16 protein-coding genes, 2 tRNA genes and 1 riboswitch are annotated in these 18380 nt (G+C 45.1%); of the genes, 9 read left to right on the top strand and 9 right to left on the bottom strand.

The window, feature by feature from the left end:
* Window positions 1–9 precede the first annotated feature (9 nt).
* Window positions 10–435 (top strand): YeeE/YedE family protein, encoded by a 426-nt coding sequence (locus tag AC1HDJ_RS07825; RefSeq protein WP_479534819.1) that lies wholly within the window; start codon window positions 10–12, stop codon window positions 433–435.
* 98 nt (window positions 436–533) lie between these two features.
* A complete protein-coding gene (locus AC1HDJ_RS07820) occupies window positions 534–956 on the top strand; it encodes a DUF6691 family protein (protein ID WP_479534817.1) in 423 nt (140 codons plus the stop codon).
* Between the two features lie 130 nt (window positions 957–1086).
* Here AC1HDJ_RS07820 and AC1HDJ_RS07815 read toward each other — a convergent pair whose 3' ends face one another.
* Entirely contained in the window at window positions 1087–2850 is a 1764-nt protein-coding gene (locus tag AC1HDJ_RS07815; RefSeq protein ID WP_479534815.1) for a SmdB family multidrug efflux ABC transporter permease/ATP-binding protein, read from the bottom strand.
* Window positions 2834–4603, bottom strand: a complete 1770-nt coding sequence (locus AC1HDJ_RS07810; RefSeq protein WP_479534813.1) for a SmdA family multidrug ABC transporter permease/ATP-binding protein — start codon at window positions 4601–4603, stop codon at window positions 2834–2836. Before AC1HDJ_RS07810 ends, AC1HDJ_RS07815 begins: the two co-directional genes overlap by 17 nt.
* A 305-nt stretch (window positions 4604–4908) precedes the next feature.
* Here AC1HDJ_RS07810 and AC1HDJ_RS07805 point away from each other — a divergent pair, with 305 nt between their 5' ends.
* Window positions 4909–5460, top strand: a complete 552-nt coding sequence (locus tag AC1HDJ_RS07805) for an exonuclease domain-containing protein (protein WP_479534811.1) — start codon at window positions 4909–4911, stop codon at window positions 5458–5460.
* Between the two features lie 115 nt (window positions 5461–5575).
* Here the strand turns inward: AC1HDJ_RS07805 and AC1HDJ_RS07800 are convergent, their stop codons facing one another.
* The gene (locus tag AC1HDJ_RS07800; RefSeq protein WP_479534809.1) at window positions 5576–6157 is read right to left on the bottom strand and encodes a thymidine kinase; all 582 of its coding nucleotides are present in this window, start codon (window positions 6155–6157) and stop codon (window positions 5576–5578) included.
* 72 nt (window positions 6158–6229) lie between these two features.
* Window positions 6230–7822, bottom strand: a complete 1593-nt coding sequence (locus tag AC1HDJ_RS07795) for a Na+/H+ antiporter NhaC family protein (protein ID WP_479534807.1) — start codon at window positions 7820–7822, stop codon at window positions 6230–6232.
* Between the two features lie 82 nt (window positions 7823–7904).
* A riboswitch (Lysine riboswitch) is annotated at window positions 7905–8090 on the bottom strand.
* 578 nt (window positions 8091–8668) lie between these two features.
* Here AC1HDJ_RS07795 and AC1HDJ_RS07790 point away from each other — a divergent pair.
* Window positions 8669–9085, top strand: a complete 417-nt coding sequence (locus tag AC1HDJ_RS07790; protein ID WP_479537046.1) for an H-NS family histone-like protein — start codon at window positions 8669–8671, stop codon at window positions 9083–9085.
* A gap of 241 nt (window positions 9086–9326) precedes the next feature.
* Here the strand turns inward: AC1HDJ_RS07790 and galE are convergent, their stop codons facing one another.
* Both galE and galU read right to left on the bottom strand, forming a co-directional pair.
* The gene (gene galE, locus AC1HDJ_RS07785; protein WP_479534805.1) at window positions 9327–10346 is read right to left on the bottom strand and encodes a UDP-glucose 4-epimerase GalE; all 1020 of its coding nucleotides are present in this window, start codon (window positions 10344–10346) and stop codon (window positions 9327–9329) included.
* Between the two features lie 8 nt (window positions 10347–10354).
* On the bottom strand, window positions 10355–11278 hold the full coding sequence (gene galU, locus AC1HDJ_RS07780; protein WP_479534803.1) for a UTP--glucose-1-phosphate uridylyltransferase GalU: 924 nt from the start codon (window positions 11276–11278) through the stop codon (window positions 10355–10357).
* 671 nt (window positions 11279–11949) lie between these two features.
* Between galU and AC1HDJ_RS07775 the strand changes: the two genes are divergently transcribed.
* Complete coding sequence (locus AC1HDJ_RS07775; RefSeq protein ID WP_479534801.1) at window positions 11950–13335, top strand: peptide MFS transporter; 1386 nt, start codon at window positions 11950–11952, stop codon at window positions 13333–13335.
* Window positions 13336–13423: 88 nt separating this feature from the next.
* Here the strand turns inward: AC1HDJ_RS07775 and AC1HDJ_RS07770 are convergent, their stop codons facing one another.
* Together AC1HDJ_RS07770 and rssA are read right to left on the bottom strand one after the other, a co-directional pair.
* Complete coding sequence (locus tag AC1HDJ_RS07770; protein ID WP_479534799.1) at window positions 13424–14587, bottom strand: response regulator; 1164 nt, start codon at window positions 14585–14587, stop codon at window positions 13424–13426.
* Window positions 14588–14685: 98 nt separating this feature from the next.
* Window positions 14686–15603, bottom strand: coding sequence for a patatin-like phospholipase RssA (gene rssA, locus AC1HDJ_RS07765; RefSeq protein ID WP_479534797.1), 918 nt, complete (start codon window positions 15601–15603; stop codon window positions 14686–14688).
* A 75-nt stretch (window positions 15604–15678) separates the two neighbouring features.
* Between rssA and AC1HDJ_RS07760 the strand changes: the two genes are divergently transcribed.
* Both AC1HDJ_RS07760 and purU read left to right on the top strand, forming a co-directional pair.
* Window positions 15679–16209 carry a YchJ family protein gene (locus AC1HDJ_RS07760; RefSeq protein WP_479534795.1) on the top strand — a complete coding sequence of 177 codons (531 nt, stop codon included), beginning with the start codon at window positions 15679–15681 and terminating at the stop codon, window positions 16207–16209.
* A 229-nt stretch (window positions 16210–16438) separates the two neighbouring features.
* Window positions 16439–17272, top strand: coding sequence for a formyltetrahydrofolate deformylase (gene purU / locus AC1HDJ_RS07755; RefSeq protein ID WP_479534793.1), 834 nt, complete (start codon window positions 16439–16441; stop codon window positions 17270–17272).
* 127 nt (window positions 17273–17399) lie between these two features.
* On the opposite strand, the gene AC1HDJ_RS07750 is transcribed toward purU, so the two are convergent.
* On the bottom strand, window positions 17400–17909 hold the full coding sequence (locus AC1HDJ_RS07750) for a VC2046/SO_2500 family protein (RefSeq protein WP_479534791.1): 510 nt from the start codon (window positions 17907–17909) through the stop codon (window positions 17400–17402).
* Window positions 17910–18110: 201 nt separating this feature from the next.
* Here AC1HDJ_RS07750 and AC1HDJ_RS07745 point away from each other — a divergent pair.
* Together AC1HDJ_RS07745 and AC1HDJ_RS07740 are read left to right on the top strand one after the other, a co-directional pair.
* Window positions 18111–18195: transfer RNA gene (locus AC1HDJ_RS07745), tRNA-Tyr, on the top strand.
* Window positions 18196–18249: 54 nt separating this feature from the next.
* Window positions 18250–18334: transfer RNA gene (locus AC1HDJ_RS07740), tRNA-Tyr, on the top strand.
* The last annotated feature ends 46 nt before the right edge of the window (window positions 18335–18380 follow it).

The raw sequence follows: 18380 nt of genomic DNA, 5'->3' as shown, positions 1-18380 counted from the left end.
GGGAACAACATGTTTTCACTCAGCAGTGCGCTATTGGGTTTAGCCGGAGGCGCAATGATCGGGTTATCGGCTCTGTTACTGCTCAAAGGTACAGGCCGTATTGCGGGTATTAGCGGTATTCTCACCGGATTGCTTCATCCCAATAAAGAGTGGTTTTGGCGTGTGCTTTTTGTACTGGGTATGGTGGTAGGCGCGCTGTATACCGCTAACCTGATGAATATCACATTAGGCTCAACGGTTAACGCGCCATTCCCCCTGATTGTAGTCGCGGGGTTGTTGGTCGGGTTTGGTGCGAAACTGGGAAATGGCTGTACTAGCGGGCACGGTATTTGTGGGATGGGCCGTTTATCAGTGCGTTCTATTATTGCAACTTGCACGTTTATGACCACCGGATTTATCACTGTTTATTTGCTGCGGCATCTCTTCGCGGGCTAACAGCCCAATGAACACCGAATAAATATCCGATAAAGTTCCATCGCAAATCAGTGAGTTATATGTACTAAAATTCCCAGCAAAACACAGGGAGAGAGAGAATGCGTTATCTGTTTAGCCTGATATGTGGCGTGTTGTTTGGCAGTGGATTAACCGTTTCGGGGATGAATAATCCGGCCAAAGTACAAGGTTTTTTGGATATTACCGGCAACTGGGATCCAACACTGGCATTTGTCATGTTTGGTGCACTTGCTGTCTTTTCCATCGGCTATTTTCGCTGGGTAAAGCCTTGCTCAACCGCAGTATGCGGTGATCCACTTCCTACTACACCCAGTAAAACGATTACACTCCGTTTGGTCAGCGGTGCCGCTATTTTTGGTGTTGGTTGGGGGTTAGCGGGGATCTGCCCAGGACCGGCCATTACCTTACTTGCCGCTCCTACGTTACCCGCAATACTGTTTTTTGCCGCGTTGGTCATCGGGTTATGGCTGGGTGACAAAGCTGCAAATAGCTTAAAAGCATAATATCAACAAAGGATAATCGATATTTTTTAGCCTTTTGAGTTGTCACTCATGTAGGTAATACTGAATATTTACCGATACTCTACCCAGAGGTGAAAACTCTATAAAATGGGTAAAGTATCGGTATAAAACACTAACCTACTTTTTGCTGCAATAGCTGATCGGTGACTTGCTGAAGTTGCCACATCTGTGAATATCGCCCCTGCTGCTGTAACAATGCAGAGTGCTTACCCTGTTCGGCAATATTACCTCGGTGCAGCACCACAATTTGATCGGCATCCACAATAGTAGATAAACGATGCGCAATCACAATCAGTGTTGTAGAGCGGCGTACCCGTGCCAGCGCCGTTTGAATTGATTTCTCTGTACCAGAGTCGATGTTTGCGGTAGCTTCATCTAAAATTAGCACTTTTGGCTGCTGTACTAGTACCCGAGCAAGTGCAAGCAGCTGTTTTTGGCCAACAGACAAGTTATTGCCCTGCTCACCAAACAGGGTATGTAACCCCTGAGGCAGCGCACTGACCAGTTCAGCCAGTTCAACTTGCTTTAAGACTGCCCAAACAGCCTCTTCACTCACTTCACGCCCCAGCGCAATGTTGTCATACACGGTCGCCGCCAGTACTACGGGGTCTTGCTGCACCATCGCAATATCATGGCGCAAAACATCATGCGATAGCGTTGATAAAGGTTGCCCACCCAGTAAAATTTGCCCCTCTTGTACAGGATAGTAGCCCATCAACAGGCTGGCTAACGTACTCTTTCCACTACCGGTATGGCCGACTAATGCCAGAAAACCCCGGTCAGGCACATTCAGCGAAATCTGCTGCAAAACCGGCTCAGCAAAGTGATAAGCAAAACTGAGATTACGCACTTCCACACGGCCATCTGCCAGTGGTTGTGTGCTGTCACCATAATGCTGCGCCGGCGCATCCATCAGCGTAAAAATACGCTCTCCGGCAACAATGGCTTGTTGCAACATAGATTGCTGTGAAGTCAGCTCGATCAGTGGCTCATTTAAGCGGCCAAGATAGCTGATAAACGCGTACAACACGCCGACACCAATACTCCCGGTGGCTGAAAAACCAAACACCAGCAGCAATCCGCTCAATACTGAAGCTGAAATCAGGCTCAGTAATGGCCGCAGTAAAAAAGCATCTAGCCGCAAAGCCTGCATCCTAGCACGGTAGTGCGCCTGACTCTCTGCCGAGAGTTTTTCGCCCATCCGCGCCTCTTGCCGCATTTGCTGGATCACACTGATACCGCTGATCGTTTCATTAAAACCATCATTAATTCCAGCCAGCAAACTGCGCACTTGACGTACTATCGGAATGCTGCGTTTTTGATACAGGCTCATCACTGTTAACACAGCAGGAAACATGACCATCGCCACCAGTGTCATCTTCCAGTTCAAAGCAAACATCGCCACCAGCATGGTGCTGATTAAGGCGATATTACGCAACGCCGTCACTAACACTGTCACATACAGGTCTTTCACAACCTCGGTATCGTTGGTGACTTTTGAGATCAACTGCCCTACCGGCTGAGTATCAAAAGCACTTAACGGCTGGCGAATGGCCGCCTGAAATACCTCACAGCGCACCTGTTGAACCACATTCAACGCAACATGGTTGAAACGCAGCGCCTGAAAATAGTGCAGTGTTCCGGCACCAAATTGTAAACACAAAAATCCAGCCACCAGCCCGACAACAGGCCATAGCGGAAGATAGCGCTGAGAGAGAAAATGGTCGATAAAAAAGCTAACCAACAATGGGCCACCGACTTCGGCTACCGAAGCTAACCACAACATTAAGGTGGCAACCATAATATCTTTCTTATGTGCCTTACCGTAGCGCAATAAACGCTTCAACGTTGGCCACTGTTCACGCAGGTTCAGCATTGTTCACTCCATCATCCTGCTCTAATGCTTGTTCTAGCTGTTGATACTGATACATATCCTGATACCACCCCGATTGGTGGCGAAGCGCATCATGTTTGCCGCGCTGAATAATACGACCCTGTTGCAGCACCACAATTTCATCAGCCTCTGCCAGCGCGGATAACCGGTGCGCCGCCACCAACATGGTGCGGCCTTGTCGCCACTGTTTCAGATTATGCAAGATACGGTGCTCAGTCTGCCCATCTACTGCAGAAAGAGCATCATCCAGAATTAAAATCTCCGCATCCAACAGCAGAGCACGTGCAATGGCGATACGCTGTTTTTGCCCGCCCGACAGCATCACACCGCGCTCCCCAACCTGCGTTGCATAGCCTTGCGGTAAATGGCTAATATCGTCGGCAACACAGGCAAGCTCTGCGACACGCTGAATCTGTTCGGATGTCGCTTCAGGGCGACCAAACGCAATATTTTCAGCAATCGTTGCTGAAAACAAAAATGGCGTTTGGCTTACCACTGCCAACCGCGCACGCCATGCATCCAGTGCTATTTCGGTCAACGGCAGAGCATGAAAGGTGATCTCATTATGTGCCACATCAAATTGCCGCTGCACCAAAGCCAGCAAAGTACTTTTGCCTGAGCCAGTTGCACCGCATAAACCTAACACCATGCCCGGAGTTACCTGAATACCAATCTGTTGCAGCACTGGATGCGGGTTTTCAGGGTACAAAAACTGCTTAATATTGAGGGATAAAACACCACGCTCAGCCGGTATCGGCAAATGGCCGGCCTCAATATCAACATCTTCTTCCAACAAAGATTGCACACGAAGGTACGCAGCACTGCCGCGCTCGACAATATTAAACATCCATGCCAACGCCAACATTGGCCAGATCATCAAGCCTAGATACATCACAAAACTGGTCAGTTGCCCCAGAGTTAGCAGGCCATTAACCACCATCCAACTGCCACCGCCCACGGCCAGTAAGTTCGCAGAGGCTATCGCCACATAAATGGTCGGGTTAAACTTTGCATCAACGCGTGCCACATGCATATTCCGCTCACTGGCCTGCTGCGCAGTCTGCGTGAAATGCTGCATCTGGCGAGTTTCCAGCCCAAATGCCTTAATCATCCGAATACTGGTCAGCGTCTCTTGCACATTATTGTTTAATGATGAAAATGCGGCCTGTGCAGCCCGAAAACGGTGATGCAGCTGATCACCGTAACGCTTGATCACCGCTGCCATAATCGGCATCGGCAACAATGCAAGTAACGTCAATTGCCAGCTCAGCTGAGTACTCATAATAAACAGAACGGCCAGCCCCATAACCATGGAGTCAACCAGCGTCAGTACACCTTCACCGGCAGCAAATACCACCCGATCAATATCATTGGTTGCGCGAGCCATCAGATCGCCAGTTCGATGTTTGAGGTAAAATCGCCCATGCTGACGGCTGAGTTGCCGGTAAATATCTTGCCGTAATATCACGGCAAGGCGATACGATGCACCAAACAGCAATACCCGCCACACAACCCGCAGCAGATATACAGCCAGTGCACAGCTCAATAAAATGGCAATAAACCCAAACAGGCTCTGCTTACTCATTTGTTGCCGATCAATGCCATCAACCACATGCCCAACTAGCATCGGCGGCAAAAGTTCTAAAAACGCGATAGTAATCAGTAATCCAATAGCACCGATATAGCGTTTCCATTGCTGACGGAAAAACCAGCTCAGCTGCCTAAATAATCCCACAGAAAACCCCGATTATTTTCGTATCAAAAATCAATGTATTACTTAGCACAATATGTTACTTAGCATAGTGTCTAAAACAATAAGTGAATGCCCAAAACGGCAAATGAGTATCTAAAACAGTGAATATTACAGTAACGCCCAATCAAATGATAATAACTTTCATTACCATTTGAAAAATGTAGACATTCTGCGGCTAATCTACCCGATTTATACCCAATTCGTGATAGCCTAATCACTTGCTCTGCATGTCGCGTTATACATGCTACACAACTTTAGATTTACACAAAAACGTCGGATATAAAAAAATGACCTCAGCGCTCACTTCCTACATCGCCATTAGTTTGCAGGTTTCTTGTCAGCAAGATGATCTCTCTTGTGAAATAGAAAATGAAATTATCGAAATTGGTGCCGTAGCGGTAGAGCCAAATGGCACAATCACCAGCCAGTTTCATGCCATAGTCAAACCCTGTTTTGAACCAGAACTGACCGAATTTTGCCAGCAGGAGACAGGCATAACACAACAACAAATTGATGCAGCCCAGCCCTTTCCATATGTAATCAGTGAATTAACTACATGGGTTAATGGCCAACAGGCTCAAGGTTGGATCAGCTGGGGAAAAGGTGATGCCGTATTGCTGAGTGCAGATTGTGCCAGAACCGACAGTGAGTGGCCTTTTCCTGATGACTTTGCTTATATTGATGCTCGCCGTTGGGCGCTTAGCCAGCCGGAAGTTGCTACACAAGAAAACGTACATTTAACCGTGCTGTCTGCGCCACAAAATGCACTGTTGAAGGCCCACTCACTCGCTGCATTGTTACCAAAAATAGAGTTACCAAAAATAGAGGTGGCTGGATAAAAATCGCGATAGTTCAATTGGATTTAATCAGTCAGCCGATCTACTATCGTAGTGAATAATTAATCATTTCCCCCGTCATTTTGCGGGGGAATTTTTTGCCATATTCAGACTGAATTTAGTGATGGGTAAACGCCGCTTTATAGTGTTTCCGGCACACTGACTCATAACGCTCATTACCGCCAATTTGTACCTGCTCACCATCACGGATAGCAACGCCATCGGCATTCAAGCGCAACACCATATTGGCTTTCCGGCCACAGTGACAAATGGTTTTCAGCTCGACCAGTTTATCGGCCCATGCCAGTAGATACAGGCTTCCAACAAACAGTTCGCCTTGAAAATCAGTGCGTAAACCATAACACAGCACCGGAATATCAAGACCATCAACCACATCAGAGAGCTGCTCAACTTGGCTGCGGCTCAAAAACTGACACTCATCAATCAGTACACAATCAATTTTTTGTTTTTGATGCTCATTTTTAATACAGACATGTAAATCTGTTTCAGGTGAAAAGAGCAGAGCATCAGAAGATAGCCCAATCCGTGAGCTGACTTTCCCAACACCAAAACGGTTATCAATTTCAGCCGTAAAGACCAACGTGCGCAATCCGCGTTCTTGATAATTATAAGAGGATTGTAATAATGAGGTCGATTTACCTGCATTCATAGCCGAATAATAAAAATATAACTGCGCCATGCGCGTGAATGCTCCTATTTTAAGCGTAAAAAAGGGCGGAAATCCGCCCTCTTAATCATACTGTATTCTGTGTTATGACACTGCTTTTATTGCAACAGGTCGTGGCTGTAAAAAATAAAACAGACCGATAACAAAACTAAACAACAGTGCAGAAACTGCCAGCGCAGTCATTGGCGATTGTGTAACACCAAGAGCAACAAAACCGGCGGCAGAAATACCCGCAACAATCAGTGTATACGGCAGTTGGGTTGTTACATGATCAAGGTGATTACAGTGTGCGCCGGTAGACGACAAAATAGTGGTATCGGAAATTGGTGAGCAGTGATCACCAAACACCGCACCCGCCATAACTGCAGCCATTGATGGTAACAGCATAGCCATATCAGCGGCAGCGGCCATATCTGCGGCAATCGGCAGCATAATACCGAATGTACCCCAGCTTGTACCGGTTGAAAACGCCATAATACCTGCAACCATAAACAGCAGAACCGGCAGCATGCTGATTGGCATATTGCCCTGTACCAGTGATGAGAGATACTTGCCAGTCGACATATCTTTGATCACCGCACCGATTGTCCATGCAAAGACTAAAATGTAAACCGCCGGCAGCATAGAACGCATACCGCTGAGTAACGCTTGTACCATTTCGCCCATTGCAACGCGCTGACGCAGAGTGCTGATAATAGACAGAGCTAAACCGACAACACCACCACTGACCAGAGAGATACCAACATCGGTATTTTCAAATGCACCAATAATCGAGAATGCACTTCCTTCGGCTGCCAGAACCTGATAACCGGTAAAGACCATGGCAGAAACAGTGACAATAACCAGCGCAATAATCGGAATCAGCAGATCAGCAACACGGCCAGATTCCAGCTCACGCACAGAGAAACCAGAGTGCCCGTTATCTTGCTCATCCATCGGGCGGCCGGTCAATGAAATGCCCTCTTGCGCCATACGCTCATGACGACGCATCGGGCCGATATTGATAGAGAACCATGACACCGCCAGCACCATCAGCAGTGCAAAAATCGCATACAGGTTCATCGGAATCATTGCAACAAACGCACCCAGTGGCGTGTACTCTGTCACACTGTGCGTGGCTAAAATACCACCAATAATCGTAATGATATAAGCACCCCAGCTAGAGGCTGGCATCATCACACATACCGGAGCTGCAGTTGAATCAAGAATATAGGCTAATTTTGCACGCGAGATATTTGCACGATCAGTCACTGGGCGGGCAATCGAGCCAACAGCCAGACTATTGAAATAGTCATCAATAAAGATGAACGCCCCCAAAAATACGGTCAGTAACTTTGCTCCGCGTGGGGTTTTCACTCGCTGACGTGCCCAGAGTGCAAACGCTCGGCTACCACCTGAAAGCGTCAGCATGGCTGTCATTCCACCGAGTAAGAATAAGAACAGCAGAATATAGATATTCCACAGATTCAAGGCTCCATCATCCCACGCCAACGCGGTGATCTTTTGCTGTAAATATCCTAAAGAGCCCAGAGGAGAGAAGCTGTTTAATAATAAAGCACCGACCAAAATGCCCATACCCAATGAAAATAGGACACGGCGAGTCAATACAGCGAGCACTAATGCAGTAAGCGGGGGAAGTACCGCAAGAAATGAGTTTGAATAATCAACAATATTCATGATCTTTACCTTAAAAGTTCGGCGAAGATCTACTGACAGTCAAATGACTAAAGGTACGGAACAACGAATCTGTGAACCAAAACCAACCAGTAGCGCTCCATAGTGTATTAACAATCTTATGACTATGGCAGTGCAGCCCCTATTTGAGAACTCCACCAGCCAGAGGGCGTGATAGCCACTCTAACTTCGGCGCTGGTTCCTTTCATTGTCGATCAACAGAATCACCCTACTGACAATTACTGATAAACAGCGCACCTCTACTTCAAAACCCAATAAACAACCCAATAAACAACCCAATAAACAGTAAATCACTTACTTTTTTACATAACCACAACACAGTAAATAAAGGAATAACAATGTTGTTAACGCTCGGTAGTTAAAACTGACTAAGTGATTAAAACTGAAAAATGAAACTCATCTTAAATCAGGTTGTTGAATCCATTGTAACAATTGATTTCAGTGATGCAATGCATAAATATCACTTTTTATAAGAATTATTTCACTCTATATCATACAAATAAGATTATGCATCAAAATGCGCTTGACCACAGCAATAAAAAAGAAAAGTGACACACAGTATAAGGATAGGTTAACAACTGTCATTTATTGATACAGCCTCAACGCTACACAGTGATTTATCCATTAATTGATACACTACACAGAGCGAACTGTTGGGTATGATTAAACTCTATACTAAAATGTATTTATCTTTGTAACGAAGACTGTTTTCAGACAATTGCTTCTATACTTTTTCAGTTAATTTAATTATTTTTATACTACAGCTTGAATATTTTTGCTGTTAGCATTAAAAAGATAATAATTAATTCATTTTTTGAGATAACGATGATGAGCGAAGTAATTAAAGTATTAAGTAACATCCGAAGCCTGCGCGTTTTTGCACGTGAAGTACAATTCGAACAACTTGAAGACATGCTGAGTAAACTGACTACTGTAGTTGAAGAGCGCCGAGAAGAGGCTGAGTTAAACCAAGCTGAAAACGAAGAGCGTCAGCGTAAACTTCAACAATACCGTGAAATGCTGATTAATGATGGCATTGATCCTAATGAACTGTTCGATATGCTAGCAAACAGCAAAACTGCTGCACCGAAAAAAGCAAAACGCAGTTCCCGCCCTGCTAAGTATGAATATACAGATGAAAATGGCGAGCTCAAAACCTGGACTGGCCAAGGCCGTACACCTGCAATTATCAAGCAAGCACTTGAAGCAGGGCAAGATTTAGAGAGTTTTGCTATCACGGCATAATCTATTTAACTCATGATACATGAGTGAGTTAATAAACAACAAAAAGCCCACAATAGATGTGGGCTTTTTGTTGTTTTGCCGTTAGCCAGTAATGGTATTACTATTGGCATTTTTAAAATTGACGGTGCTCTGCTGTCACTTTTATTACATATTATTTATAATTTAACATATCTCACACCATCCCATAAATTGCTGTTACATCACTCGATTTTTATATTTTGATATAACAGCAATATTGAGGTTATTCTGACGTTGTATATCCATTAGGATTCCGGCTTTGCCAGCGCCAGGTATCTTCCATCATCTCAGAAAGCCCGCGCTGTGCATGCCAACCCAACTCCTGATCGGCCAATGCCGGTTCTGCATAACAAACAGCAATATCACCAGCACGACGAGCCACCACTCGGTATGGCACGGGTTTACCCGATACCTGCTCAAAAGCACGCACCATATCCAGAACTGAATACCCCTGACCGGTACCCAGATTAAAGGTAAAAATACCATCGCGATCAGCAATGTAATTTAGGGCTTTTAAATGGCCTAAAGCTAAATCCACCACGTGAATATAATCACGTACACCTGTGCCATCGGCAGTTGAGTAATCATCGCCAAAAACAGATAATTGTTGTAAACGCCCTACCGCTACTTGTGAAATATACGGCAATAAATTATTGGGAATACCGTTTGGATCTTCACCAATCTCACCGCTGATATGTGCACCTACCGGATTAAAATAGCGTAATAACACCACTGACCAGCGTGGGTCTGCCGCAACGATATCACGCAGCATCTCTTCAACCATCAATTTTGAGCGGCCATATGGGTTGGTTGCGCTAGTCGGAAAATGCTCTTGAATCGGCACTGTATGAGGATCACCGTACACAGTTGCAGATGAACTGAACACTAAGCGAAATACCCCAGCTTGCGCCATTTCATCACATAACACCAACGTACCGGAGATATTATTTTGATAGTATGCCAGTGGGATCTGTGAAGATTCTCCGACAGCTTTTAATCCGGCAAAATGAATAACAGACTCAATATTATGTGTAGCAAAAATAGCTCGCAGTGCACTGCGATCACTAATATCGGCCTGATAAAACTGCGCTGTTTTACCGGTCAGTTTTTCAACACGACGGAGTGATTCACGGCTGGAGTTACACAGGTTATCAATAATAACCACTTCTTCACCGCTGTTCAGCAGCTCAAGTACAGTGTGGCTACCAATATATCCAGTGCCACCGGTGACTAAAATAGCCATAAAAATCCTTATTTTTGGGAATTCAGAGGCTGTTTAGCCGCCAGTTGTAACAGATAATCGGAAAACTCTTCGCCGAACTCATTATGGCGCATTCCGTATTCAACAAATGCTTTCATGTACCCTAATTTACTGCCGCAATCATGGCTACGACCACGAATGTGATAAGCCTCAACCTGCTGAGTCTCCATCAACATAGCAATCGCATCAGTAAGCTGAATTTCATCGCCTGCGCCCATCGGGGTTTTTTCAAGTAAAGACCAGATCTCTTGTGGTAAGACATAACGCCCAACCACCGCTAAGTTTGATGGCGCTTCATCTTGTGCCGGCTTTTCAACCACAGCAGTCATGATATGTGATTCACCCGGTTGCAATTTTGCACCGCCACAATCGGCAACACCGTAGTTTGATACATCATCTTCCGGAACAGGTTCAACCATAACCTGACTGATACCGGTATCAGCAAAACGCGTTAACATTTCGGCCAGATTGTCTGTCTTCGGGTTAGCATCAAAGTCATCAATAATGACATCTGGCAATACTACGGCAAAAGGCTCATCACCAATTAACGGTTTGGCACACAATACGGCATGCCCTAAACCTTTGGCATGCCCCTGACGAACATGCATGATGGTGACATGTTTCGGGCAAATCGCCTGAATATCTTCTAGAAGCTGGCGTTTAACACGCTTTTCAAGTGTGGCTTCTAACTCAAAACTGGTATCAAAATGGTTTTCAATCGAGTTTTTTGACGAATGTGTAACCAGAACAATCTCTGTGATCCCTGCTGCGATGCACTCGCTGACAACATATTGAATCAAAGGTTTATCCACAATAGGCAACATCTCTTTTGGAATTGCCTTGGTCGCCGGTAACATACGTGTACCCAGACCTGCCACAGGAATTACAGCCTTGTGAACCTGATAATTAGACATTTGCCATCCTCGCAATAAAACAAATTTTTAAACGTAATCGGTAAAATGTACACTTAACAGGGTATGCAGAAAAAGAAAATGCACACTCATGGGATATCACTCATATCGTGAAGACACCATGTCTATCTCTCTATCTCTATCTCTCTATATAAAAAAGGCAAACTACATAAAGATAAAGATAAAGATAAAGATAAAGATAAAGATAAAGAGAAAATACTACTCTGCATATCATCTGTCATAACCGGCTCTTTTACCGCACACTCATCATGTTTTGAACAAACTCATAACAGTATGGCTGATTATACCGTGAGTATATCAACTAATTGTGCGATTAACCGATTCAGCTTCACGCATATGGCGAATCTGGATAATCACAACGGTTTCTTTTTTGTTATCAATGTTAAATGCATTCACAATCCAATATAGGGCACAATACACCTACTATACAAAGTGAATTAGGTATTTAAACCATTAAATGTGAGTAATTCGATACTTTATACCAGTAAAACCACTCAGGAAAGCGAGAAGCTCACATCTTCCCTATACTCTGTTCCCAAAACATACAAAGAGTTACCGAAACAATGATTTGTTTCAAAAATGTTTTAGATTGCAGATTAAACCTCTACGGTGTATATAAAAATAGAGTTTTAAAAAAACAAAAAAGGAAAGTGATGAACAACACACAACATTCCAACTTTTTAGGCCACCCAAAGGGTCTATTTTTACTATTTAGTACCGAATTGTGGGAAAGATTCTCTTATTACGCAATGCGGGCAATTTTGGTTCTCTATCTCACTGATAAAACAGTGAATGGCGGATTAGGCTGGTCAACAGAAGAAGCACTCAAGCTTTACGGTATTTATACCGGTTTGGTTTACATTACTCCACTTATTGGCGGCTGGTTAGCAGATAATGTGCTGGGTCAACGTAAGTCGATTTTGATTGGCGGCACCTTGATGGCGCTGGGTCAATTTACGCTGGCATTGCCACACGGTGTTTTAAATGGTGCTGATATCACTGCATTTTATGCTGGTTTAGGCTTGCTAATCTGTGGTAACGGTCTGTTTAAACCGAATATTTCCACTATGGTTGGTGATCTATACCAAGACGGTGACAACCGTCGTGATGGTGCATTTACTATCTTCTATATGGGGATTAATTTAGGTGCATTAATTGCCGGCTTAGTTGCAGGTTCTGTATCAACAGCAATGGGTTGGAAGTCAGGCTTTTTTTGTGCCGGTATCGGCATGCTGATTGCACTTGCCGTGCAGCTTATGTTTGCCCGTAAGTTACTGGGTAATATTGGTGTTGTTCCGGCAGCAAAGCGTGATAAAGCACTCAATGCTGATCGCAAAGGCCCTCTGACCAAACAAGAAGTTGATCGTCTAAAAGTGATTCTGGTTCTTGGTCTGTTTACCATCGTTTTCTGGGCAGGCTTTGAGCAGGCCGGTGGCTTGATGAATATCTATGCCGCTGAATATACCAATCGGATGATCGGTAACTTTGAAGTCCCGACTGCGTGGTTCCAGTCACTGAACCCCTTCTTTATCATCACTCTTGCCCCGCTGATTGCGGCTATTTGGGTTAAGCTAGGTCAGCGTGAACCAAGTTCACCGATCAAATTTGCCATGGCGATGTTTATGCTGGCACTAGGCTTCCTCTGCATGATTGGTGCGGTGTTTGATGCCAAAGTATCAGGCAAAGCCAGTATGATTTGGCTGGTTGGTGCTTATTTCTTCCACACTCTTGGTGAGTTGTGTTTATCCCCTATCGGTCTTTCAATGGTCACAAAGCTTGCACCACTGCGCTTAGCCTCTTTAATGATGGGTGCATGGTTTGGCTTTAACGCATTGGCGAACTACACCGCAGGGATTATCGGCTCGTTTGTTGGCGAATCAGGCCCACTGGCAATTTTTGGTGGCATCGCGATTGCAGCAACCATTGCCGGCCTGATCCTTCTGATGGCATCTGGAAAGCTAATTTCATGGATGCACGGTGCTGAAGGCCGCCGACCTTCACTGCAAAAAGTAGATATCAATACTGTTGAACAACCGTAAGAATCTTTAATCGCAGGCTTCTTATGCTGCGATTATTTGGCGGTGGCACATAAATAGGTAAGATACACCTAATCAGATACTACGTGTGCTACTGCCGAGTAAACAAAATAACATCAGCGCTATCACAAGTATCATTAGCGCGAATATCATGGCCACAAATATCATTTTTACTCAAATCATCAATGTGTTTAACAGCAGGTCGAGCATTTTGGCCTGCTTTTTTTTCGCTTCGCACATGCAAATCTAAGTACCCGTGGTGAAGTGATGAAACGCTGGCACGCCACTGCACTGTCTGCAATTTAACCGTTTCGGCCTGTAAGCTGCCTTTAAGACCCAATGGCTGAACAGAGGATAAGCGGTACTCTTCATCTTCTGCCGTAGTGATATCAACACTAATACCGGCCACAGAGAGTTGCAGACTTCCGTTATCAGACTGATAAGAGCCAATTAATAACCGAGGGTTTATTGTCAGCCCCGCCTGACGAAACGTCTGGTAGATTTTACGCAAAATATCTTCATGGGTTAGCACAAAATTGAGAGTATCAGGGTGGCTCAAAAAACCATTGAAAAGAGTGCGCAGTAACAGTGCGGCTACCGGGCCATCACGGCCGGCGGCTGACATATCAAAAACATAAAAACCAAACTTATCTGCGCTTAACGGTGCTAAATCAAACACCAACCCCATTTGATCAGCCTGATTTATCTGTCGGTAACGCACTGATGAGTGGCTGATGCTCGACTGTACTGGTGGCATTAACTGGCGAATCAGCTGCACAGAACCAGCTGGATTCTCATGTAACTGCTGGAAATACTCATTGAGTTCCTCCAACTCCAGATCATGATTTTTTCGGGTTTGCAGCACATCCATAATGGTGGAGTGTAAAATATATAAATCGTCCAATGGTTTAGTCAGATAATCTGAAGCACCCGCACGCAGAGCATCTGCAACATCAGAAAACTTCTCTGAACCTGAGATCACAATAACCGGTGTTTTATTCCCATGCGCCCGTAAGATCTTGACCAGCTCAATGCCGCCCATCACTTCCATGCTTAGATCGCACAAAATAACATCAGGTTTATAGTGGGCGAGTTTATCAAGTGCATACTGCCCGTTCTGAGCTTCAATGACCGTGCCGCCGAACCGCTCAATAAAATGAATAAGTTGCTGCCGAAAGATCGGGTCATCATCAACCAGCATGAAGTGGTATCCGCTAAAATTTACTTTTCCCTGACGCTGATTCTCCGCTTCCATATTCACACCTCCGCATGCCCTACGAGTAAAGTGTGTGCCAAAAAGCCAATTAATGCGCGAAATCATGGCCTGTTTGACGTTATTTTTGTAAAGAGATCCTATTTTTCATCGCGTAATTGCAAAAAGGCGACAATGGGTTCTAATTGTTCAGCTACTCTTTCTACCGCACGATAACCGGCATCTATCGCCGCCGCCGCATGGTGAAAATCGAGTGTTGAGATCTGGATCACATTAGGCTGAATAAGCACATCAGGCGGATCACCCGCCATCCGGCTTTTTTTCAGGCGGCTCTCCAGTATTTGCATAGATGATGTCATCACATCCAACGCCGACGGCACGTTATTGTTGCGTTTTTGCGGCAATATTTTCTCAATTTTATGCCGTAATTTTGCCTGCCAGCTCTCATCTTCTGTTTGAGTCAGCTCTATGGGATATGCCGAAAGCATGTCAATTTTGGCCATTTGATGCTCTCGCCCCAAATCAACTGCAATGACAAAGTCAGCGCCCATCGCTTTTGCCAGTGAAATGGGAACGGGATTAACCACAGCGCCATCAACCATCCATTTGCCATCAAGCTGCATAGGTGCGAGTAAGCCGGGCATACTGCATGATGCTCTGACCGCTTGTTGCAGATCACCTTTCATTAGCCAACGTTCGCGTCCGGTTTCCAGCTCGGTTGCTACTACTGCAAATGGTTTAATGCAATCTTCGATATTCTTTTTACCTATTTTTGCAGCAGCAATATCAAACACACGCTCACCACGGATCAAGCCGCCTTTTCCCCACTCAAAATCCATCAACCGGATCACATCCCAATAGCTGAAGTCTTTTACCCATGTTTCCAATTCGCTAAGCCGGTTGTTGGCATACGCGGCACCAACAAACGCACCAATAGAAGTACCGACTACAATATCGGCTTCTATCCCGCAATCAGATAAGGCTTTTAATACACCAATATGCGCCCACCCTTTTGCCGCACCTGCGCCCAGCGCAATACCGATTTTTATTTTCTCCATAATTTTATGTATACACTCCTGATTGCCGTAAAATAATCGCCATTCCCGTAATGTTTTTATGATGAGTAGATGGAAATGAACGAACAAACACTGTGCCCTTGTGGCAGTCTGCAGGCTTTAGCGCAATGCTGTGGCCCGTTGCTTGATGGCGCTGTAGCTCCGAATGCCGAAGCGTTGATGCGCTCACGTTATACTGCACACGTAACGCATAATGTTCAGTATATCATTGACACTTATCACCCTTCGCGGCAAGCACAGACTTTTCGTGATGATATTGTGAATGCATGTGAACAGGTCACATGGCTGGGGTTGACTATTGTTGATAGCGCAGATTCATGTAATTCAACATCGAGTCAGCAGCCGATTATCGGGCAATCTACTGTACAAAATATGCCGCAAGAGGATTTTGTAGAGTTTATCGCACAGTTTGAAGAGGCCGGTGTTCGCACCGAGCTGCATGAGCGCTCACGTTTTGTTCATGAGGCTGGCCGCTGGCTTTATATTGATGGTGTAACACCCAACAACCTAAAACCAGCCATACGAATTGGTAGAAATGACCCCTGTGCATGTGGTTCAGGGAAGAAATACAAGAAATGTTGCGGATAATTATGAGGATACGGCAGCCTGATGCTAGATATAGCGGCTTAAACTTACAGAGATAAATCAGCCGTGTTATTCACTGTATTTCAGCCTTTAAGGCCTATTTTCGCACAAATAATACAGCTGTAGGTTGCCATATTTTTTTCAGTGTTTTTGTCACGGAATCATTTTGACCCTTGAATCGATTCAGAGTACAAAAGTAGACAGCATAACCACACCGACTCGATGGACTGATATGGAACGCAAAATTCTGTTAACTGACTGCCCCGATGCCAAGGGGTTGATCGCAAAAATCACCAACATCTGTTACAAGCATCAACTGAACATCATCCAAAATAATGAGTTTGTTGATCACCGTACTCGCCGCTTTTTTATGCGTACAGAACTAGAGGGGATCTTCAATGACACCACGTTATTGGCTGATCTAGATGATGCTTTGCCTGAAGGGACAAAACGCCGGCTGATTGCGGCCGGGCGTAAGCGGGTGGTGATTTTGGTAACAAAAGAGGCGCACTGCCTCGGTGATTTACTGATGAAAGCCTATTATGGTGGGCTAGATGTTGATATTGCTGCGGTCATCGGCAACCACGAAACGCTACGTGTGCTAGTTGAGCGTTTTGAGATCCCCTATCACTGTGTCAGCCATGAGGGGTTGAGCCGTGAAGAGCATGATCAACAAATGTGTGCACAGATTGATGCTTATAACCCAGATTATTTAGTTTTGGCTAAATATATGCGGGTACTAACACCTGAGTTTGTGGGGCATTATCCAAATAAAATCATCAATATTCACCACTCTTTCCTACCGGCATTTATCGGCGCAAAACCTTATCATCAGGCTTATGATCGGGGGGTGAAAATCATTGGGGCAACGGCACATTTTGTCAATGATAACCTCGATGAAGGGCCAATTATTGTGCAGGATGTGATTAATGTTGATCACACCTATTCAGCAGAAGATATGATGCTGGCAGGCCGTGATGTAGAGAAGAATGTGCTTAGCCGCGCACTGCGTTTAGTGCTTGATCAGCATGTTTTTGTACATGGAAACCGCACTGTTGTTCTATGATCTGCCTGCTGATAGCTGATATTGGGCTATATTTTTATCGGCGCGCTCTGCGTGCCGATATCAGTACTCACCATAGTTGATATATTGTAAATACACATAGTAGCAATGGCGATGTTTAACACTGTATTTAGGCGGCGACTTGCAAGTGTGAAAGCGATGCTTGCGTACGAGCCGCTTGCAGGCAGGTTAAAAACAGTTGAGTACGGTGATCGGCCGCCTTGGTTGTTTTCTTCCCTTCCAGCTCATCACGCTCGGTATACGACATGTTACCGTACACTTCAGGCTGTAAACCGGCAGTATTTTGTGGCGGGTAGATAAGCGGGTCAGGTTGCAAACACTCAAGCAACCATGTAGAAGCCAGCCCCCCCTGATGAAATGCCTCGGTGCGCTGATCGGCCCACTGCACATCATCTTCATGGCCATATAAACGGCTTTTTGGTGGAACAGGTAAGTTTAAACTGGCGGTTTGTGTTTGCGGTTCAGGCATTTGAAATTGTGCTTGATCACACACGTTAGCCGACAACATGGCTAAAAGCAGCGAAAAATCGGTACGCTGCCCCTGCTCGATGGCTTTAGGTAAGCGGCCATTTAGCTGTAGCTCATCGGTTAATACGCGGGTATCGATACGATCAATCACAAAAATATCCTGTTTTATGCACGGAATACGTAACGGCAACCTCGCTGAATTCTTTATCTTTATTTAGGCATTTTTCTATTTCAAGGTACTAAGTGCGTCTATTTTCGGCACTGCGCATAAAAAAACAGCGGACAGACAACTTTTTAGTATTTTTACCTTTACACACCGTGTTCATTTGATATGATGCGCCCCGCTTGCTCTGGAGGGGTTCCCGAGCGGCCAAAGGGATCAGACTGTAAATCTGACGGCTCAGCCTTCGAAGGTTCGAATCCTTCCCCCTCCACCATTTATTAAAACGCATTGCTCTGGCTTGCAGTGCTATATACCGTAAAACCTGTGTGGAGAGATTCCCGAGCGGCCAAAGGGATCAGACTGTAAATCTGACGGCTCAGCCTTCGAAGGTTCGAATCCTTCTCTCTCCACCATCTATTTACAACGCATTGCTTTGGCTTGCAGTGCTATATAACCGCA

It is taken from the genome of Plesiomonas sp. ISS29 (assembly GCF_056522795.1).
This window is presented reverse-complemented; position numbering and strand designations above follow the sequence as displayed.

What these genes read in the sequence shown, in the direction of transcription:
- AC1HDJ_RS07815 (WP_479534815.1), bottom strand. Translation starts at nt 2,850, where the DNA reads ATGCTGAACCTGCGTGAACAGTGGCCAACGTTGAAGCGTTTATTGCGC.
- AC1HDJ_RS07820 (WP_479534817.1), top strand. Translation starts at nt 534, where the DNA reads ATGCGTTATCTGTTTAGCCTGATATGTGGCGTGTTGTTTGGCAGTGGA.
- rssA (WP_479534797.1), bottom strand. Translation starts at nt 15,603, where the DNA reads ATGGAGAAAATAAAAATCGGTATTGCGCTGGGCGCAGGTGCGGCAAAA.
- galU (WP_479534803.1), bottom strand. Translation starts at nt 11,278, where the DNA reads ATGTCTAATTATCAGGTTCACAAGGCTGTAATTCCTGTGGCAGGTCTG.
- AC1HDJ_RS07770 (WP_479534799.1), bottom strand. Translation starts at nt 14,587, where the DNA reads ATGGAAGCGGAGAATCAGCGTCAGGGAAAAGTAAATTTTAGCGGATAC.
- AC1HDJ_RS07805 (WP_479534811.1), top strand. Translation starts at nt 4,909, where the DNA reads ATGACCTCAGCGCTCACTTCCTACATCGCCATTAGTTTGCAGGTTTCT.
- AC1HDJ_RS07800 (WP_479534809.1), bottom strand. Translation starts at nt 6,157, where the DNA reads ATGGCGCAGTTATATTTTTATTATTCGGCTATGAATGCAGGTAAATCG.
- AC1HDJ_RS07790 (WP_479537046.1), top strand. Translation starts at nt 8,669, where the DNA reads ATGAGCGAAGTAATTAAAGTATTAAGTAACATCCGAAGCCTGCGCGTT.
- AC1HDJ_RS07825 (WP_479534819.1), top strand. Translation starts at nt 10, where the DNA reads ATGTTTTCACTCAGCAGTGCGCTATTGGGTTTAGCCGGAGGCGCAATG.
- purU (WP_479534793.1), top strand. Translation starts at nt 16,439, where the DNA reads ATGGAACGCAAAATTCTGTTAACTGACTGCCCCGATGCCAAGGGGTTG.
- AC1HDJ_RS07775 (WP_479534801.1), top strand. Translation starts at nt 11,950, where the DNA reads ATGAACAACACACAACATTCCAACTTTTTAGGCCACCCAAAGGGTCTA.
- galE (WP_479534805.1), bottom strand. Translation starts at nt 10,346, where the DNA reads ATGGCTATTTTAGTCACCGGTGGCACTGGATATATTGGTAGCCACACT.
- AC1HDJ_RS07795 (WP_479534807.1), bottom strand. Translation starts at nt 7,822, where the DNA reads ATGAATATTGTTGATTATTCAAACTCATTTCTTGCGGTACTTCCCCCG.
- AC1HDJ_RS07760 (WP_479534795.1), top strand. Translation starts at nt 15,679, where the DNA reads ATGAACGAACAAACACTGTGCCCTTGTGGCAGTCTGCAGGCTTTAGCG.